Annotated in this window: 18 protein-coding genes; 8 read left to right on the plus strand and 10 right to left on the minus strand. The window is 69.7% G+C overall.

Annotated features, from left to right (window positions below; translation table 11 throughout):
* Position 1 precedes the first annotated feature (1 nt).
* From ACFONC_RS05055 to ccoN, 10 genes are read right to left on the minus strand one after another with little or no spacing between them, the layout of a single operon-like run.
* A complete protein-coding gene (locus ACFONC_RS05055; protein WP_386742624.1) occupies positions 2 to 724 on the minus strand; it encodes a sulfite exporter TauE/SafE family protein in 723 nt (240 codons plus the stop codon).
* On the minus strand, positions 714 to 920 hold the full coding sequence (gene ccoS, locus ACFONC_RS05060; RefSeq protein ID WP_386742625.1) for a cbb3-type cytochrome oxidase assembly protein CcoS: 207 nt from the start codon (positions 918 to 920) through the stop codon (positions 714 to 716). The genes ACFONC_RS05055 and ccoS overlap by 11 nt, the downstream gene beginning before the upstream one ends.
* Before the next feature lie 3 nt (positions 921 to 923).
* The gene (locus ACFONC_RS05065; protein WP_386742626.1) at positions 924 to 3,350 is read right to left on the minus strand and encodes a heavy metal translocating P-type ATPase; all 2,427 of its coding nucleotides are present in this window, start codon (positions 3,348 to 3,350) and stop codon (positions 924 to 926) included.
* Positions 3,347 to 3,877: a FixH family protein gene (locus ACFONC_RS05070; protein ID WP_386742627.1), complete on the minus strand. Its 531-nt coding sequence runs from the start codon at positions 3,875 to 3,877 to the stop codon at positions 3,347 to 3,349. The genes ACFONC_RS05065 and ACFONC_RS05070 overlap by 4 nt, the downstream gene beginning before the upstream one ends.
* Positions 3,877 to 5,424 (minus strand): 4Fe-4S dicluster domain-containing protein, encoded by a 1,548-nt coding sequence (locus ACFONC_RS05075; protein ID WP_386742628.1) that lies wholly within the window; start codon positions 5,422 to 5,424, stop codon positions 3,877 to 3,879. Before ACFONC_RS05075 ends, ACFONC_RS05070 begins: the two co-directional genes overlap by 1 nt.
* 32 nt (positions 5,425 to 5,456) lie before the next feature.
* A complete protein-coding gene (locus tag ACFONC_RS05080) occupies positions 5,457 to 5,753 on the minus strand; it encodes a hypothetical protein (RefSeq protein ID WP_386742629.1) in 297 nt (98 codons plus the stop codon).
* Positions 5,750 to 6,709 carry a cytochrome-c oxidase, cbb3-type subunit III gene (gene ccoP, locus ACFONC_RS05085; protein WP_386742630.1) on the minus strand — a complete coding sequence of 320 codons (960 nt, stop codon included), beginning with the start codon at positions 6,707 to 6,709 and terminating at the stop codon, positions 5,750 to 5,752. Before ccoP ends, ACFONC_RS05080 begins: the two co-directional genes overlap by 4 nt.
* Complete coding sequence (locus ACFONC_RS05090) at positions 6,706 to 6,843, minus strand: cbb3-type cytochrome oxidase subunit 3 (RefSeq protein ID WP_386742631.1); 138 nt, start codon at positions 6,841 to 6,843, stop codon at positions 6,706 to 6,708. Before ACFONC_RS05090 ends, ccoP begins: the two co-directional genes overlap by 4 nt.
* 1 nt (position 6,844) lies before the next feature.
* Positions 6,845 to 7,459 (minus strand): cytochrome-c oxidase, cbb3-type subunit II, encoded by a 615-nt coding sequence (gene ccoO, locus ACFONC_RS05095; protein WP_386742632.1) that lies wholly within the window; start codon positions 7,457 to 7,459, stop codon positions 6,845 to 6,847.
* Positions 7,460 to 7,468: 9 nt separating this feature from the next.
* Positions 7,469 to 8,959 carry a cytochrome-c oxidase, cbb3-type subunit I gene (gene ccoN / locus ACFONC_RS05100; protein WP_386742633.1) on the minus strand — a complete coding sequence of 497 codons (1,491 nt, stop codon included), beginning with the start codon at positions 8,957 to 8,959 and terminating at the stop codon, positions 7,469 to 7,471.
* 445 nt (positions 8,960 to 9,404) lie between these two features.
* Here ccoN and ACFONC_RS05105 point away from each other — a divergent pair, with 445 nt between their 5' ends.
* From ACFONC_RS05105 to ACFONC_RS05140, 8 genes are all read left to right on the plus strand, one after another.
* Entirely contained in the window at positions 9,405 to 9,638 is a 234-nt protein-coding gene (locus ACFONC_RS05105; RefSeq protein WP_386742634.1) for a hypothetical protein, read from the plus strand.
* A 248-nt stretch (positions 9,639 to 9,886) separates the two neighbouring features.
* Positions 9,887 to 11,275 (plus strand): glucose-6-phosphate dehydrogenase, encoded by a 1,389-nt coding sequence (zwf, locus tag ACFONC_RS05110; protein WP_386742635.1) that lies wholly within the window; start codon positions 9,887 to 9,889, stop codon positions 11,273 to 11,275.
* Positions 11,269 to 12,000 carry an HAD family hydrolase gene (locus ACFONC_RS05115; RefSeq protein WP_386742636.1) on the plus strand — a complete coding sequence of 244 codons (732 nt, stop codon included), beginning with the start codon at positions 11,269 to 11,271 and terminating at the stop codon, positions 11,998 to 12,000. Before zwf ends, ACFONC_RS05115 begins: the two co-directional genes overlap by 7 nt.
* A gap of 11 nt (positions 12,001 to 12,011) precedes the next feature.
* On the plus strand, positions 12,012 to 13,094 hold the full coding sequence (tal, locus tag ACFONC_RS05120) for a transaldolase (RefSeq protein WP_386742637.1): 1,083 nt from the start codon (positions 12,012 to 12,014) through the stop codon (positions 13,092 to 13,094).
* A 12-nt stretch (positions 13,095 to 13,106) separates the two neighbouring features.
* A complete protein-coding gene (gene pgi / locus ACFONC_RS05125; protein ID WP_386742638.1) occupies positions 13,107 to 14,750 on the plus strand; it encodes a glucose-6-phosphate isomerase in 1,644 nt (547 codons plus the stop codon).
* Positions 14,750 to 16,399, plus strand: coding sequence for a phosphoglucomutase (alpha-D-glucose-1,6-bisphosphate-dependent) (gene pgm, locus ACFONC_RS05130; protein WP_386742639.1), 1,650 nt, complete (start codon positions 14,750 to 14,752; stop codon positions 16,397 to 16,399). The genes pgi and pgm overlap by 1 nt, the downstream gene beginning before the upstream one ends.
* 292 nt (positions 16,400 to 16,691) lie before the next feature.
* On the plus strand, positions 16,692 to 18,764 hold the full coding sequence (tkt, locus tag ACFONC_RS05135; protein ID WP_386742640.1) for a transketolase: 2,073 nt from the start codon (positions 16,692 to 16,694) through the stop codon (positions 18,762 to 18,764).
* Positions 18,764 to 18,979 (plus strand): hypervirulence associated TUDOR domain-containing protein, encoded by a 216-nt coding sequence (locus ACFONC_RS05140; protein ID WP_386742641.1) that lies wholly within the window; start codon positions 18,764 to 18,766, stop codon positions 18,977 to 18,979. Before tkt ends, ACFONC_RS05140 begins: the two co-directional genes overlap by 1 nt.
* Positions 18,980 to 19,176 lie beyond the last annotated feature (197 nt).

Genomic DNA, 19,176 nt, shown 5'->3' on the forward strand with positions numbered 1-19,176 from the left:
CTCAGATCGGCGCAGGCGTGCAGCCCAGCGCTGCGAGCGTGTCGTGCAGCGCCGGCACGTGCATCAGCCACGGCGCGGCGATCGTCAGCAGGCCCGCCACGAGGATCAGCAGCGCCGCGGCAATCCGCCAATGGCCGTGCTGCAGCCACAGCTTCAGGCGCGCGCCGGACCAGGTCAGCGGCAGCATCGTCGGCAGCGTGCCGAGGCCGAACGCAGCCATCGTCAGCGCGCCGTTGCGCGCATCGGCTTGCAGCCACGCCGCAGCCAGCAGGGTGGTGCTGAGCCCGCAGGGCAGCCAGCCCCAGAGCACGCCCAGCCCGATCCTGCGCGCATGCGTGTTGGCCGGCAGCAGGCGCCGCTGCAGCGGGCGCAGCCAGCGCCACATCGCGCCGTTGCCGCGCAGGAAGGCCAGCCGCCCGCGGCTGTCGAGCAGGCGCACCGCCGCGACCACCAGTACCAGGCCCACCGCCGCGCGCAGCCCCACGCCCAGCCACGGCGAGCGCGCCACGGCCACGATGCCGCCGCCGATGCCGCCGGCCACCGCGCCTGCGATCACGTAGCCGAGCACGCGTCCGAGGTTGGGCTCGATCACGTAACGCAGGTCGCCGCGCGGCCCCATCGCCGGGAAGGACGTGGCGATGCCGCCGCACATCGCGGCGCAGTGCAGGCCGCCGGTCAGCCCGCTGAGCAGGGCCGCGAGCAGGACGGGCCAGTCAATCGGCATCGCCGGGCTTGGCCTTGTCGTTCGGGGTGGCGTCGCCGGTGGAAGGCGCCTGCGGCGGCGGGTCGTCGCGCAGGATGTCGAGCGGCGCCGTGTCCAGGTCGTCGTACTGCCCGCCGCGCACCGACCAGACGAAGGCCCAGATCGCCACGCCGAGCAGCAGCAGGCTGATGGGGATCAGGAACAGCAGGATGGCCATCGGTCACTTCACCGGCGCGGGCGCGGGCGGAATCATCTCAGCCGCCGGCCGCTCGTGCCGCTTGCCGCGCGGCGCCAGCCGCAGCGCGTTGACTGTCACCGCCAGCGACGATGCCGCCATGCCCAGCGCGGCCAGCCACGGCGTCACCAGCCCGGCGGCGGCCAGTGGCAGGGCCAGCACGTTGTAGCCCAGCGCCCAGGCGAGGTTCTGGCGGATGACCTTGCGCGTGCGCCGCGCCAGCACGATGGCGTCGGGGATGCGCATCAGCGAGGGATGGGTGGCCACCAGGTCCGCGGCGCGCTGCGCCAGCGCCGCGCCGTCGGCCACGGCCAGCGAGACGTCGGCGCCGGCGAGCACCGGGGCATCGTTGAGGCCGTCGCCGACCATCGCCACGCGCCGGCCTTCGGCCTGCAGCGCGCGCACGAATGCCAGCTTCTGCTCCGGCGTCTGCCGCGCGTGCGCGTCGTCGATGCCCAGCGCCTCGCCGAAGCGCGCCACCGCCGCGGACGAATCGCCGCTGGACAGGTGCACGTGCAGCCCCAGTTCGCGCAGCGCCGCGATTGCCTCGCCGGCTTCTGCCCGCGCGGATTCCTGCACGCCGAAACGCGCGACGCTGCGCCGCCCGTCGCCAAGCCAGAGACTGCCGTCGTCCTCGCCGCCGCAGGCGAAGCCGGCGTGGCCCAGGCGCCAGGCGACGCCTTCGACCGAGCCCTCGATGCCCGCGCCGGGCACCGCGCGCACGCCGTCGGCAGGCGGCGCGTCGTCGACGTCGGAGAACGCATGTGCCAGTGGATGGCCGCTGTCGCGCTCCAGCGCGGCGGCGATGCGCAGCGCGGCCTGCGGGTCGAAGCCGTCGAAGGTGTCGACCGTCGCGCGGCGCGGCCGGCCGTCGCTGAGGGTGCCGGTCTTGTCGAACACCACGTCGGTGGCCCCGGCCAGCGTTTCCAGCGCGTCCGGGCGCAGCGCCAGCACGCCGATCCGCGCCAGCGCGCCGTGCGCCACCGCGAGCGCGGCCGGAATCGACAGCGACAGCGCGCACGGGCAGCTGATCACCAGCAGCGCCAGCGTCACCTCGAACGCGCGCGAAGGATCGTGGATGCGCCAGCCCAGCCACACCAGCAGCGCGACCAGCAGCAGCGCGGCCACGAACCAGCCGGCAATGCGGTCGGCCAGCCGCGCCAGCGGCGGCCGGTGCGCCTGCGCGTGCTCGACCAGGCGCGCCAACTGCGACAGCCGCGTATCGGCGCCGACGCCCTGCACGTGCACGCGCGCCGGATGCTCGCGGCAGACCGTGCCGGCGTAGACCTGCGCGCCGGCGCGCTTGCGCACCGGCGTGGATTCGCCGGTCAGCAGGGCTTCCTCGAAGCAGGCGTCGTCGTCCAGCAGGCGGCCGTCGGCGGGGACCACGTCGCCGGCGGACACGCGCACGACGTCGTCCACGCGCAGCGCGGCGACCGGGACGGCCTCGCGGCCGCCGTCTGCCAGTTCACGCGTTGCGATCACCGGCCGCGCCCGCGCCAGCGCATCGACCTGCGCGCTGGCGGTGTTGCGTGCTCGCTGTTCGAGCATCCGCGCGGCCAGCAGGAAGAACACGAACATCACCGCCGCGTCGTACCACACGTGCACGCCGCCGCGGATCGTCTCGACCAGGCTCGCGCCGTAGGCGAGCAGGGTGGCGCTGGCGATGAGCGTGTCCATGCCCAGCCTGCGCCCGCGCAACTCGCGGACCATGCCGGCGATGAACGGCCAGCCCGAGTAGAACACCACAGGCGACGACACCATCAGCGTGATCCAGCGGAAGAAGTCGCGCGTGGCCAGCGGCATCTCGTTGTTGAAGTCGAGATACAGCGCCTCGGCGAACATCATCGCCTGCATCGCGCCGATGCCAGCGATGCCCAGCCGCAGCAGCCAGCGGTTGCGCTCGCTGCGGCGCGCCTGCTCGCGGGCCTCGCCGCCGCTCAGGTAGGGCCGGTAGCCCAGCGCGGCGATACGCAGCAGCAGCGTCGACAGTACGGCGCGGGCCGGGTCCCAGGCGATGCGGATGCGCCCGGTCACCGCATTGGCGCTGGTGTCGAGCACGCCCGGCTCGCGACGCAGCGCGCGGTCGACCAGCCAGGCGCAGGCGGCGCAGCGCATGCCGTCGGTGAGCACGGTGATCTCGCGCCCGCCCTCGACCGCGTGCACGTGCTCGTGCAGCAGGTCGTCGCGATCCCAGGCCGAGAAATCCATCGGCTCCACGCCCACCTGGCCGGCAGGCGCGCTGCGCAGCTGGTAGTAGTCGCCGAGGTCGGCGTCGCGGATCCACTGCGCTGCGCCGGCGCAGCCTTCGCAGCAGAACGCCTGCGCGACTGCGTCGATGGTGGCCGTGGCAGGGTGGGGAGGAAGCGGTTCGCCGCAGTGGAAGCAGGCGTTGTCGGGCCGGGCGTTCACTGCGTTTCCAGCGCGGGCCCCAGGTGCGCGGCGTGCTGGCCGCGCGGCAGGCGGCCGCGCAACCGCCAGCTGCCTGCTTCGTCGGCGAGCTGCAGGTTCCAGTCGTGGCTGGCGTCGAGCACGAACTCCGCCTGCCAGCCCGTGGCGTCGGGCGCCATCGTGATCACCTGGTCGGCATCCGCCTCGTACGGGTGGAGCACGTGCAGCTGCAGCGGCTCGCCGCGGCGGAACTGCCCACCGGCGGGAAACACGCGCAGCACGCCTTCCTCCGACTGCAGCACCGCGCCGAGCTTGAGCTGCGCGGCGCGCTCGTCCGGGCCCAGGTCCGTGGTCTGGATCTGTCCGGTGCGCTGCACGTCGTCCGGGACCGAGTCGATGCTGCCGCTGCGCGAAGACAGCACCATCATCGAGATGCCGCCGATCACCGCGGCCAGCGGCAGGGCGATGACCAGCCAGACCATCGGCTCGCGCAGCGGGTGGCGGCGCTTGTCTTCCATCGGGTCCTTCCCGTCACGTTCGTCGGTCATTACATCGGCCCGAAGAAGGTGGTTTCAACGGTTTCGCTGGCTTCGCCGTCCACGCTGCGGATGGTGAAGACCACGTCCTGGCGTCCCTTCACCGAGGCCGGCGCGCTGAGCACCACCGGCAGCGACAGCACTTCCTCGGGCAGGGCGCGCACCGGCTGCTCCATGCCGCGCAGCGTAATGCCCGGGGTCTTCGATTCCACATCGATGGTGAAGGCGCGCGCGTCGGCCACCTTGTTGACCAGCTTGATCGTGTAGCCGTTCTCGATCCGCCCGTCGCTGGCGCTGCGGTACAGCGCGTTGCGGTCGCGCAGCACGTCGACGATCAGCGGGCTGCGGGTGGTCACGCCCCAGGTCCAGGCCGCGACCAGCGCCACCAGCAGCGCGGTATAGACCAGGATGCGCGGGCGCACCACCCGGGTCTTGCCGCCGTCGATCGCGTTCTGCGTGGTGTAGCGGATCAGCCCGCGCGCGTAGCCCATTTTGTCCATGACGTCGTTGCAGGCGTCGATGCAGGCGCCGCAGGCGATGCACTCGTACTGCAGGCCGTTGCGGATGTCGATGCCGGTCGGGCAGACCTGCACGCAGATGGTGCAGTCGATGCAGTCGCCCAGTTCCTCGGGCGCGAACTTCGGCAGCGGCTTGGCCTCCGCGTTCACGTCGCCGAGCACGATCGTGCCGGCCGCCTGCAGGCGGTTGTCGGCGGCGCTCGGATGGCGGGTGGCGCGGAACACGTAGTCGTAGGCGGTGGCCACGTCGAGCAGCCCGCGGCCGCGCTCGAACACGTCCTTGAGCGTGCGCTTGCGCGGCCCGCGCGGCTCGCCGCGCATCGGGTCGTAGGCGATGATCAGGGTGTCGCGATCGAACATCGCGCCTTGGAAGCGTGCATACGGGCACATGTACTTGCAGACCTGCTCGCGCAGGAAACCGGCGTTGCCCCAGGTCGCCAACGCGTAGAACAGCACCCAGAAGACCTCCCAGCCGTTCCAGTCGAACGGCCACAGGCGCGCGCCCAGGTCCACGATCGGGGTGAAGAAGCCGACGAAGGTGAAACCCGTCCACAGCGCGAACACCAGCCACAGCGCGTGCTTGGCGCCCTTGCGCAGGACCTTTTCGCGCGTCCACGGGCCGGCGTCGAGCTTCATGCGCTTCGCACGGTCACCCTCGGTCCAGCGCTCCATCCACAGGAACACCTCGGTCCACACCGTCTGCGGGCAGGCGTAGCCGCACCACACGCGGCCCAGCAGGGCGGTCGCGAAGAACAGCACCAGCGCCAGGATGATCAACAGCATCGCCAGGAAGGTGAAGTCCTGCGGCCAGAAGGTCAGCCCCCAGACGTGGAACTTGCGCGCCGGCAGGTCGAACAGCACCGCCTGGCGGCCATCCCACTGCAGCCACGGGAACACGTAGTACATGCCCAGCAGCCAGAACACCGCCGCCACGCGCAAACGGTTGAGCGTGCCGGCGACGTCGCGCGGATAGACCTTGCGCTCGCTGACGTAGTGCGACCCGCCCTCGTCGAGCAGGTCCAGTTCGATCTTCTTGCTCATTGCCTTACCGGTGCCGGATTACTTGTGCGGCGTCACTTGTGCGGGATCGGCCTGTTGAAGCGGCTGGCCGGGCGCAGCAGGATCCAGGTGAACAGGCTCGCGGAGGCGGTCGCGACCCAGAACATGAAGAAGCCGATCGTGTAGCCCACCCCGCGCGTCATCGGCATCGAAGGAAAGGTCATGTCGCGCAGCATCAGCGGATCGACGAAGGCGAAGAACGCCATCGTCGCAACGCCCGCGGAGAAGAAACTCGGCCACAGGATCGCGCCGACCCGCTGCGCCATCGGGCGCGGCGGGTGGTCGAAGCGTGGCTCGGTGAAGTCGGTCACTGGCTGGCTGTCTCCTGCGCGGCGGGCGTGGCCGTGGCCGTGGCCGTTTCGCCGCCGGGGTGCGACAGCGACCAGACGTAGGCGCCCACCAGGCGCGAGCGGGTTTCGCCCAGCATATCGCGCCAGGCCGGCATCACGCCGTGGCGGCCGTGCGCGATGGATTGGGTCAGCTGCGCGGTGCTGTCGCCGTACATCCAGTAGTCGTCGGTCAGGTCCGGCGAACCGAGCGCCGTGTTGCCCTTGCCGTCGACGCCGTGGCAGGCGATGCACACGCCTTCGTACAGGCGCTGGCCCTGCACGGCGAGGTAATCCTTGCTGCGCGCGGGATCGGACAGCGAGCGCACGTAGGCAACCACCGAGATCACCGCGCTGTCGCCGCCCATGCCGGTCAGCACGGTGCCCCATTCGGGCATCACGCCTTCGCGGCCGTCGAGGATGGAGGTGAGGATCTCCTCGGGCGAGCCGCCCCAGTGCCAGATGTCGTCGCCCAGGTTCGGAAAGCCGATCGCTCCCTGCGCCGACGAGCCATGGCAGGTCGCGCAGTTGTTGCTGAAGATCGACTGGCCCAGCTTGATCGCCGCCGGGTCCCTTGCGATCTGGTCGATCGGCCGGCCCTTGTAGGGCGCGAACGTTTCTTCGAGCCGCGCGTCATCGGCCGCCTTGGCCAGTGCGTGCTCGTCGTGCGAACTCCAGCTGCTCAGGCCGTCGATCCCGCCAAGGCCGCCGTACCAGGCCAGGTAGCCGATGCCGAACACGATCATCAGGTAGAACCAGTTGATCCACCAGCGCGGCATCGGCTTGTTGAACTCGGTGATGTCGCCGTCCCAGTAGTGGCTGGTCTCCTCCGGCTTCGGGTCGCCGGGGCGGCGCTTGGCCGTCCACCACAGCAGCCACGCGCAGCCGAGGATGTTGAAGGCGGTGAGGACGACGATGAAGACGGTCCAGCCGGTGCTCATGCCTGCGGCTCCTCGTCGTCCAGCGCCAGCCGTGCGGCCTCGTCGAAGTCGCTGCGCTTGCGCGGCTGCCAGGCCCAGGCCCACAGGGCCACGAACAGCAGCATCAGGATCAGGGTGAAGATTCCGGAGACCATGTCAGTTCCCGCGCGGTGCGTGCTTGCCGAGGCCCTGCAGGTAGGCGACCACGGCGTCGAGTTCGGTCTTGCCGGCGACCTCGGCCGGCGCCTGCGCGATTTCCTCGTCGGTGTAGGGATCGCCCAGGCGCTGCAGCGCGGTCATGTGCGCGGCGATCTGCCTGCCGTCGAGCCGGTTGTCCTGCAGCCACGGGAACCCGGGCATGTTGGATTCGGGCACCACCGCGCGCGGGTCGATCAGGTGCACCCGGTGCCAGTCGTCGGAATAGCGGCCGCCCACGCGCGCCAGGTCAGGCCCGGTGCGCTTGGAACCCCACTGGAACGGGCGGTCGTACACCGACTCGCCCGCCAGCGAATAGTGGCCGTAGCGCTCGGTCTCGAAGCGCAGGGTGCGCACCATCTGCGAATGGCAGTTGTAGCAGCCCTCGCGGATGTACACGTCGCGCCCGGCCAGTTCCAGCGCGGGGTAGGGCTTGATGCCCGGCAGCGGCTTGATCGCCTCGGCCTGGAACATCAGCGGCACGATCTCGGCGAGGCCGCCGAGTGAAACCGCCACCGCCACCAGCACGGCCAGCAGGCCGATGTTTTTCTCGATCTTCTCGTGTGCAATGCCCATGTCCGGTCCTCAGGCCGCTTCGGGGCTGTCGGGCGCGAGGACCGGGTTGACCGCCAGCCCGCGCGCGTCCTGCCAGGTGCGCCACATGTGCCACGCCATCAGCACCATGCCGGCCAGCACCAGCACGCCGCCGAAGAAACGGCCCAGGTAGTAGGGATAGGTCGCGACCAGCGACTCGACGAAGCTGTAGGTCAGCGTGCCGTCGGCGTTGGTGGCGCGCCACATCAGGCCCTGGGTGATGCCTGCGATCCACATCGAGACGATGTAGAACACCACGCCCAGCGTGTGCAGCCAGAAGTGCGCGTCGATCAGTTTGGTCGAGTGCATCTTCGACAGGCCGAGCAGGCGCGGGTACATCGAGTAGATCGAACCGATCGAGATCATCGCCACCCAGCCCAGGGTGCCGGCGTGGACATGGCCGATGGTCCAGTCGGTGTAGTGGCTCAGCGAGTTGACCGTCTTGATCGACAGCAGCGGGCCTTCGAACGTCGCGATCATGTAGAAGCTGATCGCCACGATCAGGAACTTCAGGATCGGGTCGGTGCGCAGCTTGTACCAGACGCCCGAGAGCGTGAGGATGCCGTTCATCGCGCCGCCCCAGCTCGGCACCAGCAGGATCACCGAGAACACCATGCCCAGCGACTGCGCCCAGTCGGGCAGCGCGGTGTAGTGCAGGTGGTGGGGGCCCGCCCACATGTAGATCGAGATCAGCGCCCAGAAGTGCACGATCGACAGCCGGTAGGAATAGATCGGCCGCTGCGCCTGCTTGGGCACGAAGTAATACATCATTGCCAGGTAGCCGACGGTCAGCAGGAACGCCACCGCGTTGTGGCCGTACCACCACTGCGCCATCGCGTCGACCGCGCCGCTGTAGACCGGGTACGACTTCCACAGGCTGGCCGGCATGACCAGGTTGTTGACGATGTGCAGCAGGCCGACCGCGATCACGTAGGCGCCGAAGAACCAGTTGGCGACGTAGATGTGCTTGACCCGACGCTTGGCAATCGTGCCGAAGAACAGCCAGCCGTAGGCGACCCAGACCACCGCGATCAGCACGTCCAGCGGCCATTCGAGTTCGGCGTATTCCTTGCCCTGGGTGATGCCCAGCGGCAGCGTGATCACCGCGCCGACCATCGCCGCCTGCCAGCCCCAGAACACGAACTGCGCCAGCCTGTCGGAGATCAGCCGCACGTGGCAGGTGCGCTGGACCACGTACAGCGACGTGGCGAACAGCACCGAGCCGCCGAAGGCGAAGATCACCCCGTTGGTATGCAGCGGCCGCAGCCGGCCGTAGCTCAGCCACGCGATGTCGAAGTTGAGCGCCGGCCAGTACAGCTGGGCGGCGATGAACACGCCCACCGCCATGCCGACGATCCCCCAGAACACCGTGGCCACCGTGAACTGGTGCACCACCTTGTCGTTGTAGGTCGCGGCGGAGTCGACGCGCAGTAGCGCGCCCGGCGCGCCTGCCGGCGCGGGCTGCGTGGTTTCAATGCCCATGGAACACCCTTGTTTCGTGCCCGCGCATTGTCCTGAAAGGGCGGCCCCGCCGACTTGATCTGGATCAATCCCCCGGCCCGCGTCGTGGGGCAGGGGACAGCCGCGTAGGTCGGGGCTACGCCCCCGACGGCTTTCGGAGGCGTGGCGGTCGTTTCGGAGGACGGGAATCAAATGCCCGCGGATCAAGAGCCGTCGGGGGCGTAGCCCCGACCTACGGCATCATTGCCGCACCGGGCGCCAGTCGTGCCGCTTTTTTCGCCCCTACCGCCGTTCCAGACGGCAACGCCGCCGCCCGCAGCGCCTTTCATGCACCAAAATGGGGCGCCGGCGCCACTTCGGACGGCACGGCCGCCGCATTCCGTGCCGGCGCCCAAACAAAAAGCCGCATCGCTGCGGCTTCCTGTCCCATCCGTACCGGGCCCTGGACACAGACGAGCGGGCGGAAGTGAAGAAGGTGGCGCGCGAACTGCTGGCGAAGCTGAAGCAGTTGCTGGTGCTGGACTGGCGGCACAAGGCCGCCGCGTGCTCGTCGCTGAAGCTGGCGATCGAGGACACGCTGGACTCGGGCCTGCCGCGCGCCTACACGCCGGAGATCTATCGCGCCAAGTGCGCGGCGCTGTTCGAGCATGTGTATGAGAGCTACCCGGAGCGGGATGCCGGGGTGTATGCCGGGCATTGAAGTGCGTGCCGTGGGTACCTCCTCCCAACCTCCCCCTGCCTTCGTAGGTCGGGGCTACGCCCCCGACGGCTTTCGGGTGATGCGGCGTACGCGTTTCGGAGGGGCGGGACGGAACGGCGGAGGTCAAGAGCCGTCGGGGGCGTAGCCCCGACCTACGGCAGTGGGTTCAGGGCTGGAGGGCGATGACCCGTTATTAACCCGGCCGCCGTTAGCATGGCCGGTGCACTGTTTCATGGACTGGACTCCGCTTGACTCCCGTTTCCGACGCATTCGTGTTCTTCGGCGCCACCGGCGACCTTGCCTACAAGAAGATCTTTCCCGCGCTGCAGGCCATGGTCGCGCGCGGCGGCTTCGACATGCCGGTGATCGGCGTGGCCCATTCGGGCTGGACGGTCGAGCGGCTGCGCGAACGCGCCCGCGACAGCCTGGAGCACAACGGCGGCGTGGACGAGGCGGCATTCGAAAAGCTTTCCTCGCAGCTGCGCTACATCGACGGCGACTACAACGACGCCGGCACCTTCGAGCGTCTGCGCGCGGAGCTGGGCGACGCCGAACACCCGCTGCATTACCTGGCCATTCCGCCAAGCCTGTTCGGCACCGTGGTCCGGGCGCTCGACGCCAGCGGCAGCGCCCGCGGCGCGCGGGTGGTGGTCGAGAAGCCCTTCGGCCGTGACCTGGCCTCGGCGCAGGCGCTCAACGCGACCCTGCACGAGGTCTTCGACGAGTCGGCGATCTTCCGCATCGACCACTACCTGGGCAAGGAGGCGGTGCAGAACCTGCTGTACTTCCGCTTCGCCAACGCCTTCCTCGAACCGCTGTGGAGCCGCGAGCACGTCGACAACGTGCAGATCACCATGGCCGAGGAATTCGGCGTGCAGGGGCGCGGCGGCTTCTACGACGGCGTCGGCGCGGTGCGCGACGTGGTCCAGAACCACCTGCTGCAGGTGGTCGCGCTGCTGGCGATGAACGCGCCCATCGGCCGCGACCCGCAGTCGATCCACATGGAAAAGCTGCGCCTGTTCCGCGCCATGCGCCCGCTCGAGGCTGGCCATCTGGTGCGGGGGCAGTTCCGCGGTTATCGCGACGAGGCCGGGGTGGCGGCGGATTCGGACGTGGAAACCTTCGCCGCCCTGCGCCTGTACATCGACACCTGGCGCTGGGCCGGCGTGCCGTTCTACATCCGCGCCGGCAAGTGCCTGCCGATCACTTCCACCCAGGTGGTGGTGGACCTGAAGTGCCCGCCGATGCAGATCTTCGACGAGGTCGCGCCGGCGCATTCGAACTATTTCCGCCTGCGCCTGAGCCCGGAGGTGGTGATCTCCACCGGCGTGCGGGTCAAACGCGCCGGGGACGAAATGCGGGGCGAGGACGTGGAGCTGACGGCGCGCCACCAGCACGTGGACGAGAAGTCGCCGTATGAACGCCTGCTCGGCGACGCGGTCCGCGGTGACGCCGGCCTGTTCACCAGCGACGCAGCGGTGGAGGCGGCCTGGCAAGTGGTCGAGCCGGTGCTGCGCGAGCACCCCCCGGTCGAGGTCTACGAGCCCGGCACCTGGGGCCCGCCATCGGCGACGGGCATCGTCGAGGGCGAGGAGGGCTGGCACGATCCGCAGCCCGAGACGAGCGCGCCGTGCTAGACCGGGATCCCGCCACGGACGTGGTTTTCCTGCTGGATGTCGACAACACCCTGCTGGACAACGACCGCTTCAAGGCCGACCTCGACGCACGCCTGCGGCGCGACTTCGGCAACGATGCGGGCGACGACTACTGGCAGCTGTACGAGCGCGAGCGCAAGCGGCTCGGCTACGCCGACTACCTCGCCGCGCTGCAGGCGTTCCGCGAGGGCCGCGAGGACGATCCCGACCTGCTGCGCATGTCCGGCTACATGCTCGACTATCCCTTCGCCGAGCGTGTCTACCCCGGCGCGCTGGAAGCCGTGGAACGACTGCACGCCCTGGGTACGCCGGTGGTGCTGTCCGACGGCGACGTGGTGTTCCAGCCGCGCAAGGTGCAGCGATCCGGCCTGTGGGAGGCGATGCGGGGCAGGGTGCTGATCTACCTGCACAAGCAGCACATGCTCGACGCGGTGCAGCGCCGCTATCCCGCGCGCCACTACGTGATGGTCGACGACAAGCCGGCGCTGCTGGCGCAGATGAAGGACGTGATGGGCGACCGCCTGACCACCGTCTTCGTGCGCCAGGGGCACTACGCGGACGAAGCGGCCGGAAGGACGATCGACCCGGCGCCGGACCTGGCCATCGACGACATCGGCGAGCTGGCTACCTTCGACCTGCAACAATTCGGGCCACGGGCCTGCCGCCAGGCAGCGCCCGGCGGACCAACGGAATTCGCAACGCACTGACAGGAATCGACATGACCCACCTGCAATCCCTGCGCGACATCGGCCAGAGCCTCTGGCTGGACAACATCACCCGCGAGATCCTCGACGACGGCACGCTGCAGAGCTACATCGACGAGTACGACATCACCGGGCTGACCTCCAACCCCACGATCTTCGACCAGGCGATCGGCGGCAGCAGCGCCTATGACGCGGGCATCCGCGAGAAGGCCGCGGCGGGCAAGCGCGACGCGGGGCTGTTCGTGGAACTGGCGCTGGAGGACCTGCGGCGCGCCGCGGACATGTTCCGCCCGGTGTTCGACGCCACGGGCGGGGTCGACGGCTGGGTGTCGATGGAACTGTCGCCGCTGCTGGCCGCCGACACCGCCGGCAGCATCGAGGCCGCCAAGCGCATCCACGCCCAGGCCGAACGCGAGAACCTGTTCGTGAAGATCCCCGGCACACCGGAAGGCATCCCGGCGATCGAGGAATCGATCTTCGCCGGCGTGCCGATCAACGTGACCCTGCTGTTCTCCACGGAGCAGTACATGGCGGCCGCGGAAGCCTACCTGCGTGGCATCGAGCGCCGCATCGAAGCTGGCCTGGGCCCGGTGGTGGGCTCCGTCGCCTCGCTGTTCATCAGCCGCTGGGACAAGGGCAGTGCGGACCAGCTGCCGGAGGAACTGCACAACCGCCTCGGCATCGCCGTCGGGCAACAGGCCTACCGCGCGTATCGCGAACTGCTGGCGTCGGAGCGCTGGAAGAAGCTTGCCGCCGCCGGTGCACAACCGCAGCGCCTGCTCTGGGCCAGCACGGGCACCAAGGACCCGAAGGCGCCGGACACGCTCTACATCGAGGCGCTGGCCGCGCCGGACACGATCAACACCATGCCGGAGAAGACCCTGCGCGCATTCGCCGACCACGGCAAGGTGCGCGGCGCGATGGCCGAGGACGGTGGCGACTACGCCGCCACGCTGGAGAAGATCACAGCGGCCGGCGTCGACATCGACGCGCTTGCCGCGCAGCTCCAGCGCGAAGGCGCGGAGGCGTTCGTCAAGTCCTGGAACCAGCTGATGCAGCGCATCGCCGACAAGGCGCAGTCGCTGGCCGGCGGCTGAGTGCGGGTGCCCATGGATACGCAACCGACCGCACTGACGCAGCGCCCGCAGTGGGCGGCGCTGCAGGCGCACGCAGGCAGGATTGCGCGCACGCACCTGCGCGAACTGTTCGCCGCCGACCCGGCGCGCGGCCAGCGGCTCAGCGCGGAGGGCGCGGGCCTGTACCTGGACTATTCGAAGCAGCGCGTCGACGAGGACGCACTGCGCCTGCTGCTGGAACTGGCCGAGGCCTGCGGTCTGCCCGCGCGCACGGCCGCGATGTTTGCCGGCGAGCGCATCAACCGCACCGAGGACCGCTCGGTGCTGCACGTGGCGCTGCGCATGCCGAAGGGCGAGCGGCTGGAGGTCGACGGCGTCGACGTGGTCGCGCAGGTGCACGAGGTGCTCGACCGCATGGCGGCGTTCGCCGAGCGCGTGCGCGGCGGGCAGTGGACGGGACATTCCGGCAAGCGCATCCGCAACGTGGTGAGCATCGGCATCGGCGGCTCGGACCTCGGCCCGGTGATGGCCTACGAGGCGCTGCGCGACTTCAGCCGGCGCGACATGCACTTCGCCTTCGTCTCCAACGTCGACGGCACCGACTTCAGCGAAGCCGTGCGCGGGCTGGACCCGGCCGAAACGCTGTTCATCGTCTGCTCCAAGACCTTCACCACGCTGGAAACCCTGGCCAACGCGCACGCCGCGCGCGCGTGGTGCCTGGACGGGCTCGGCGGCGACGACGCTGCCGTGGCGAAGCATTTCGTGGCGGTGTCGACCAACGCCGACGGCGTGCGCGATTTCGGCATCGACACTGACAACATGTTCGGATTCTGGGACTGGGTCGGCGGGCGCTATTCGATGGATTCGGCGATCGGGCTGTCGACGATGATCGCGATCGGCCCGGAGAATTTCCGCGACATGCTCGCGGGCTTCCACGCCATGGACGTGCATTTCCGCGACACCCCGTTCGAGCGCAACCTGCCGGTGCTGATGGCGCTGGTGGCGCTGTGGAACAACAACTTCCTCGGCGCGGAGACGGTGGCGGTGCTGCCGTACGCGCAGTACCTCAAGCGCTTCCCGGCCTACCTGCAGCAGCTGACGATGGAGAGCAACGGCAAGTCGGTGACGCTCGACGACCGGCGCGTGGACTACCAGACCGGGCCGGTGTACTGGGGCGAGCCGGGCACCAACGGCCAGCATTCGTTCTACCAGCTGATCCACCAGGGCACGCGGCTGGTGCCCTGCGATTTCATCGGCTTCTGCGAGCCGCTCAGTCCGCTGCACGAGCAGCACGACCTGCTGATGGCCAACCTGTTCGCGCAGGGCGAGGCGCTGGCGTTCGGCAAGACGGCGGACGAGGTGCGCGCCGAGGGCGTGGCCGAGGCGCTGGTGGCGCACAAGACCTTCGAGGGCAACCGCCCGAGCAGCACCATCCTGGCGCAGAAGCTCACGCCGCACGCGCTGGGCGCGCTGGTGGCGCTGTACGAGCACAGCGTGTTCGTGCAGGGCGTGGTGTGGGACATCGATTCCTTCGACCAGTGGGGCGTGGAGCTGGGCAAGGTGCTGGCGAAGCAGACCGCCAGCGAGCTCGGCGCCGACAGCCCGCCGGAGTTGCGCCATGACAGCTCCACGAACGAGCTGATCCGCCGTTACCTCGACCAGCGGGGCAGCCGCTGATGGGCACCAACGTCAGTCCGCTGGCGGGCAAGCCGGCGCAGGCCGCGCAGCTGGTCGACATCGACAAGCTGCTCGCTGCCTATTTCGACGTGAAGCCCGATCCCTCGGTCGCCGCGCAGCGGGTGGCGTTCGGCACCTCGGGCCACCGCGGCACGGCGTTCGACGGCAGCTTCAACGAGCAGCACGTGCTGGCCATCACCCAGGCGATCTGCGAGTACCGCAAGGCGCAGGGCATCGACGGCCCGCTGTTCCTCGGCATCGATACCCACGCGCTGTCCGCGCCCGCCCGCGACAGCGCGCTGGAAGTGCTGGCCGCCAACGGCGTTGAGGTGCGCATCGCGCAGGGCGACGAGTTCACGCCGACGCCGGCGGTGTCGCACGCGATCCTGGTCCACAACCGCGGCCGCACATCGGGACTGGCCGACGGCATCGTGGTCACGCCCTCGCACAATCCGCCCGGCGACGGCGGCTTCAAGTACAACCCTGCCAACGGCGGCCCGGCCGACACCACGATCACCCGCCAGGTGCAGGACCGCGCCAACGCGCTGCTCGAAGCCGGCCTCAAGGGCGTGGCGCGCATGCCGCTGGCACAGGCACGCGGCGCGGCGACCACGCGCGAGCACGACTTCCTTGGCCATTACGTCGAAGACCTTGGCAACGTGCTCGACTTCGACCTGATCCGCGGCTCCGGCGTGCGCATGGGCGTCGACCCGCTCGGCGGCGCCGGTGTGCACTACTGGGCGCGCATCGCCGAGCGCTATTCGCTCGGGCTGGAGGTTGTGAGCGACCAGGTCGACCCGACGTTCTCGTTCATGACCCTGGACTGGGACGGGCAGATCCGCATGGATCCGTCCTCGTCGTACGCGATGCAGCGGCTGATCGGGATGAAGGACCGCTTCGACGTCGCCTTCGCCTGCGACACCGACCACGACCGCCACGGCGTGGTGACCAAGGCCGGCCTGCTGCCGTCGAACCACTACATGGCGGCGATGGTCGACGACCTGTTCCGCCACCGCCCGCAGTGGAGCGCGGACGCCGCCGTGGGCAAGACGGTGGTCAGCAGCAGCATGATCGACCGCGTCGCCGCGCGGCTTGGCCGCAAGCTGTACGAGACGCCGGTGGGCTTCAAGTGGTTCGCTGACGGGCTGTTCGACGGATCGCTCGGGCTGGGCGGCGAGGAGAGCGCGGGTGCGAGCTTACTGCGCCGCGACGGCAGCGTGTGGACCACCGACAAGGACGGCATGGTGCCGGCGCTGTTCGCGGCCGAACTCACCGCGCGCAACGGCCACGACCCGGCCGAACACTACCGCGGCCTGTGCGACGCCTTCGGCGAGGTGTTCTTCGACCGCGTCGAGGCGCCGGCCAGCGCGCAGCAGAAGCAGGTGCTGGCGAAGCTCGCGCCCGCGCAGCTCAAGGCCGATACTCTCGCCGGCGCCGCGATCAGCCAGGTGCTGGACAAGGCGCCGGGCAACGGTGCCGCGATCGGCGGCATCAAGGTGGTGGCCGACAACGGCTGGTTCGCCGCGCGACCGTCGGGCACCGAGGACATCTACAAGATCTACGGCGAAAGCTTCGAAAGCCGCGACAACCTGCAGGCGATCCTCGCCGAGGCGCAGGGGATCGTGGATGCGGCGCTCGCCGCCACCTGAAGACGCACTTCCCCAGGTGGGAGCGGCAGCGGCCGCGATTCGCGCCAATCGCGGCCATCAGGAAGTGTCGTCATCCCCGCGAAAGCGGGGACCCAGTGACTTTGGTTCCTTGGAGTGCAAAGCCGCTGGGTTCCCGCTTTCGCGGGAATGACGGACGGATACATCACGCGCCGTCGCGTGCGAACGGATACATCACGCGTCGCCGCGTGCGAACGGATGTATCACGCGTCATCACGCGAGAAAACCGGCCCTGCCACCTGCGCCCCGCGGCCACTTCACCCAAGAGGACTCCATGTCACCCAACTCCAGCCCCCAATCCCTCGACCAGCGCTGCATCGACACGCTGCGCTTCCTCTCCGTCGACATGGTGCAGCACGCCGACAGCGGCCACCCCGGCCTGCCGCTGGGCGCCGCGCCGATGGCCTACGTGCTGTGGCAGCGATTCCTCAGGCACAACCCGGCCAATCCGCTGTGGACCGGTCGCGACCGCTTCGTGCTGTCCGCCGGCCACGGCTCGGCGCTGCTGTACAGCCTGCTGCACGTGACCGGCTACGACCTGTCGCTCGACGACATCAAGCAGTTCCGGCAGTGGGGCAGCAAGGCGCCGGGTCATCCGGAGCGCGGCCACACGCCGGGCGTGGAAGTCACCACCGGGCCGCTGGGGCAGGGGCTGGCGAACGCGGTGGGCATTGCGATGGCCGAGGCGCAGCTGGCCGCGCGCTACAACCGTCCCGGCCACGCCGTCATCGACCACCACACCTGGGTGATTGCCAGCGACGGTGACCTGATGGAAGGCGTCGCGTCCGAAGCCGCGTCGCTCGCCGGCCACCTGCGGCTGGGCAAGCTCAACGTGCTGTACGACGACAACAGCGTGACGCTGGCCGCCGGCACCGACATCACCTTCACCGAAGACCGCGCCGCGCGCTTCGCCGCCTACGGCTGGCACGTGCAGACCGTGGACGACGGCAACGACGTGGCCGCCATCGAACAGGCGCTGCAGCAGGCCCGCGATGAAACGACGCGGCCTTCGCTGGTGCTGGTGCGCACCCACATCGGCTACGGCTCGCCGGAGCAGGACAGCTACAAGGCACACGGTTCGCCGCTGGGCGAGAAGGATGTCGCCGCGACCAAGCGCAAGCTGGGCTGGCCGGAACAGCCGCCGTTCCTGCTGCCGGACGACGCGATGGCCCACTTCCGTTCCGCACTCGACCGCGGCAAGCGCGACGAGGACGCCTGGCAGCAGCGCTTCGACGCCTATGCCAAGGCCTTTCCCGGCGAGGCGGCCGAACTGCGCGTCAGCCTTGAAGCGACATTGCCGGACGGTTGGGATGCGGACATCCCGGTGTTCCCCGCCGACGCGAAGGGCATGGCCACGCGGGAGGCCGGCGGCAAGGTGCTGTCGGCGATCGCGCCGAAGCTGCCCGCGTTGACCGGCGGCTCCGCGGACCTCGATCCCTCGACCTTCACCGCGGTGAAGGGCCTGGGCGACTTCGACCCGCGCGCCACGCCGGGCGAGGACGAACAGGGCTCGACCGGCGGCGGCTGGAGCTATTCCGGTCGCAACCTGCACTTCGGCGTGCGCGAGCACGCGATGGGCGCGATCTGCAACGGCATGGCCGCGCACGGCGGCGTGATTCCCTACGACGCGACGTTCCTGATCTTCTCCGACTACATGCGCCCGCCGATGCGCCTGGCCGCGCTGATGCGCCTGCACGTGGTGCACGTGTTCACCCACGACTCCATCGCGCTGGGCGAGGACGGACCGACGCACCAGCCGGTCGAGCAGCTTGCCGGCCTGCGCTCGGTGCCGGAGCTGCTGGTGATCCGGCCGGCCGACGCCAACGAAACGGCGGTCGCCTGGCGCGTCGCGCTGGAAGCAAAGGACCGGCCGGTGGCGCTGGCGCTGTCGCGGCAGAAGGTGCCCACGCTCGACCGCGGCAAGTACGCGTCGGCCGACGGCCTGCGCAAGGGCGCCTACGTGCTGCTCGATGCCGATGACGGCAAGCCGGAGGTCATCGTGATTGGCACCGGTGCTGAAACCGGCATCGCGCTGGCCGCCGTGGAAAGGCTGCAGGGCGAAGGCGTCGCCGCGCGTGCGGTGTCGATGCCGTGCTGGGAGCTGTTCGACGAACAGCCGCGTGAGTACCGCGAATCGGTGCTGCCATCGTCCGTGCCCGCGCGGCTGGCGGTAGAGGCGGGGTCGCCGCAGGGCTGGCACCGCTACGTCGGCGATCGCGGCGACGTGCTCGGCATCGATCGCTTCGGCGCGTCGGCTCCGGGCGGCGAGATGCTGGAGCGCTACGGGTTCACCGTAGACAACGTCTGCGCGCGGGCGCGTGCGCTGCTCGGAAAGGAGGAGTCCTGATGTCCCACGAATTCAAGGTTGGCGACCACGTGACGTGGAATTCCGAAGCCGGCCACGTCAGCGGCAAGATCACGAAGGTGCATGTCAAGGACTTCGACTGGCACGGCTACACCCGCCACTGCAGCGAGGACGACCCGCAGTATGAGATCAAGAGCGACAAGACCGACCACGTCGCCGTGCACAAGGGCGGGGCGTTGAAGAAGTCGAAAGATTGACCGGCCACCTTCGCCGGGCCACCGCCCTGTAGGAGCGGCGGAAGCCGCGAGCGTTAGCTCCCTCCCCTGCGAAGGCAGGGGAGGGTTGGGGAGGGGTGTCTTCGGGATCAGCGCGAGCCGTGACCACCCCCACCCAGCCTCCCCCTGCCGTCGCAGGGGGAGGGGCCAGAGCAAAAGCTCGCGGCTTCCGCCGCTCC

Origin of the sequence: Luteimonas soli (assembly GCF_042648865.1) — a bacterium.
Taxonomy (GTDB): domain Bacteria; phylum Pseudomonadota; class Gammaproteobacteria; order Xanthomonadales; family Xanthomonadaceae; genus Luteimonas; species Luteimonas soli.

Coding starts and splice junctions, on each gene's coding strand:
- ACFONC_RS05055 (WP_386742624.1), bottom strand. CDS start 724: ATGCCGATTGACTGGCCCGTCCTGCTCGCGGCCCTGCTCAGCGGGCTG.
- ccoS (WP_386742625.1), bottom strand. CDS start 920: ATGGCCATCCTGCTGTTCCTGATCCCCATCAGCCTGCTGCTGCTCGGC.
- ACFONC_RS05070 (WP_386742627.1), bottom strand. CDS start 3,877: ATGACCGACGAACGTGACGGGAAGGACCCGATGGAAGACAAGCGCCGC.
- ACFONC_RS05075 (WP_386742628.1), bottom strand. CDS start 5,424: ATGAGCAAGAAGATCGAACTGGACCTGCTCGACGAGGGCGGGTCGCAC.
- ccoP (WP_386742630.1), bottom strand. CDS start 6,709: ATGAGCACCGGCTGGACCGTCTTCATCGTCGTCCTCACCGCCTTCAAC.
- ACFONC_RS05090 (WP_386742631.1), bottom strand. CDS start 6,843: ATGGTCTCCGGAATCTTCACCCTGATCCTGATGCTGCTGTTCGTGGCC.
- ccoO (WP_386742632.1), bottom strand. CDS start 7,459: ATGGGCATTGCACACGAGAAGATCGAGAAAAACATCGGCCTGCTGGCC.
- ccoN (WP_386742633.1), bottom strand. CDS start 8,959: ATGGGCATTGAAACCACGCAGCCCGCGCCGGCAGGCGCGCCGGGCGCG.
- tal (WP_386742637.1), top strand. CDS start 12,012: ATGACCCACCTGCAATCCCTGCGCGACATCGGCCAGAGCCTCTGGCTG.
- pgi (WP_386742638.1), top strand. CDS start 13,107: ATGGATACGCAACCGACCGCACTGACGCAGCGCCCGCAGTGGGCGGCG.
- pgm (WP_386742639.1), top strand. CDS start 14,750: ATGGGCACCAACGTCAGTCCGCTGGCGGGCAAGCCGGCGCAGGCCGCG.
- tkt (WP_386742640.1), top strand. CDS start 16,692: ATGTCACCCAACTCCAGCCCCCAATCCCTCGACCAGCGCTGCATCGAC.
- ACFONC_RS05140 (WP_386742641.1), top strand. CDS start 18,764: ATGTCCCACGAATTCAAGGTTGGCGACCACGTGACGTGGAATTCCGAA.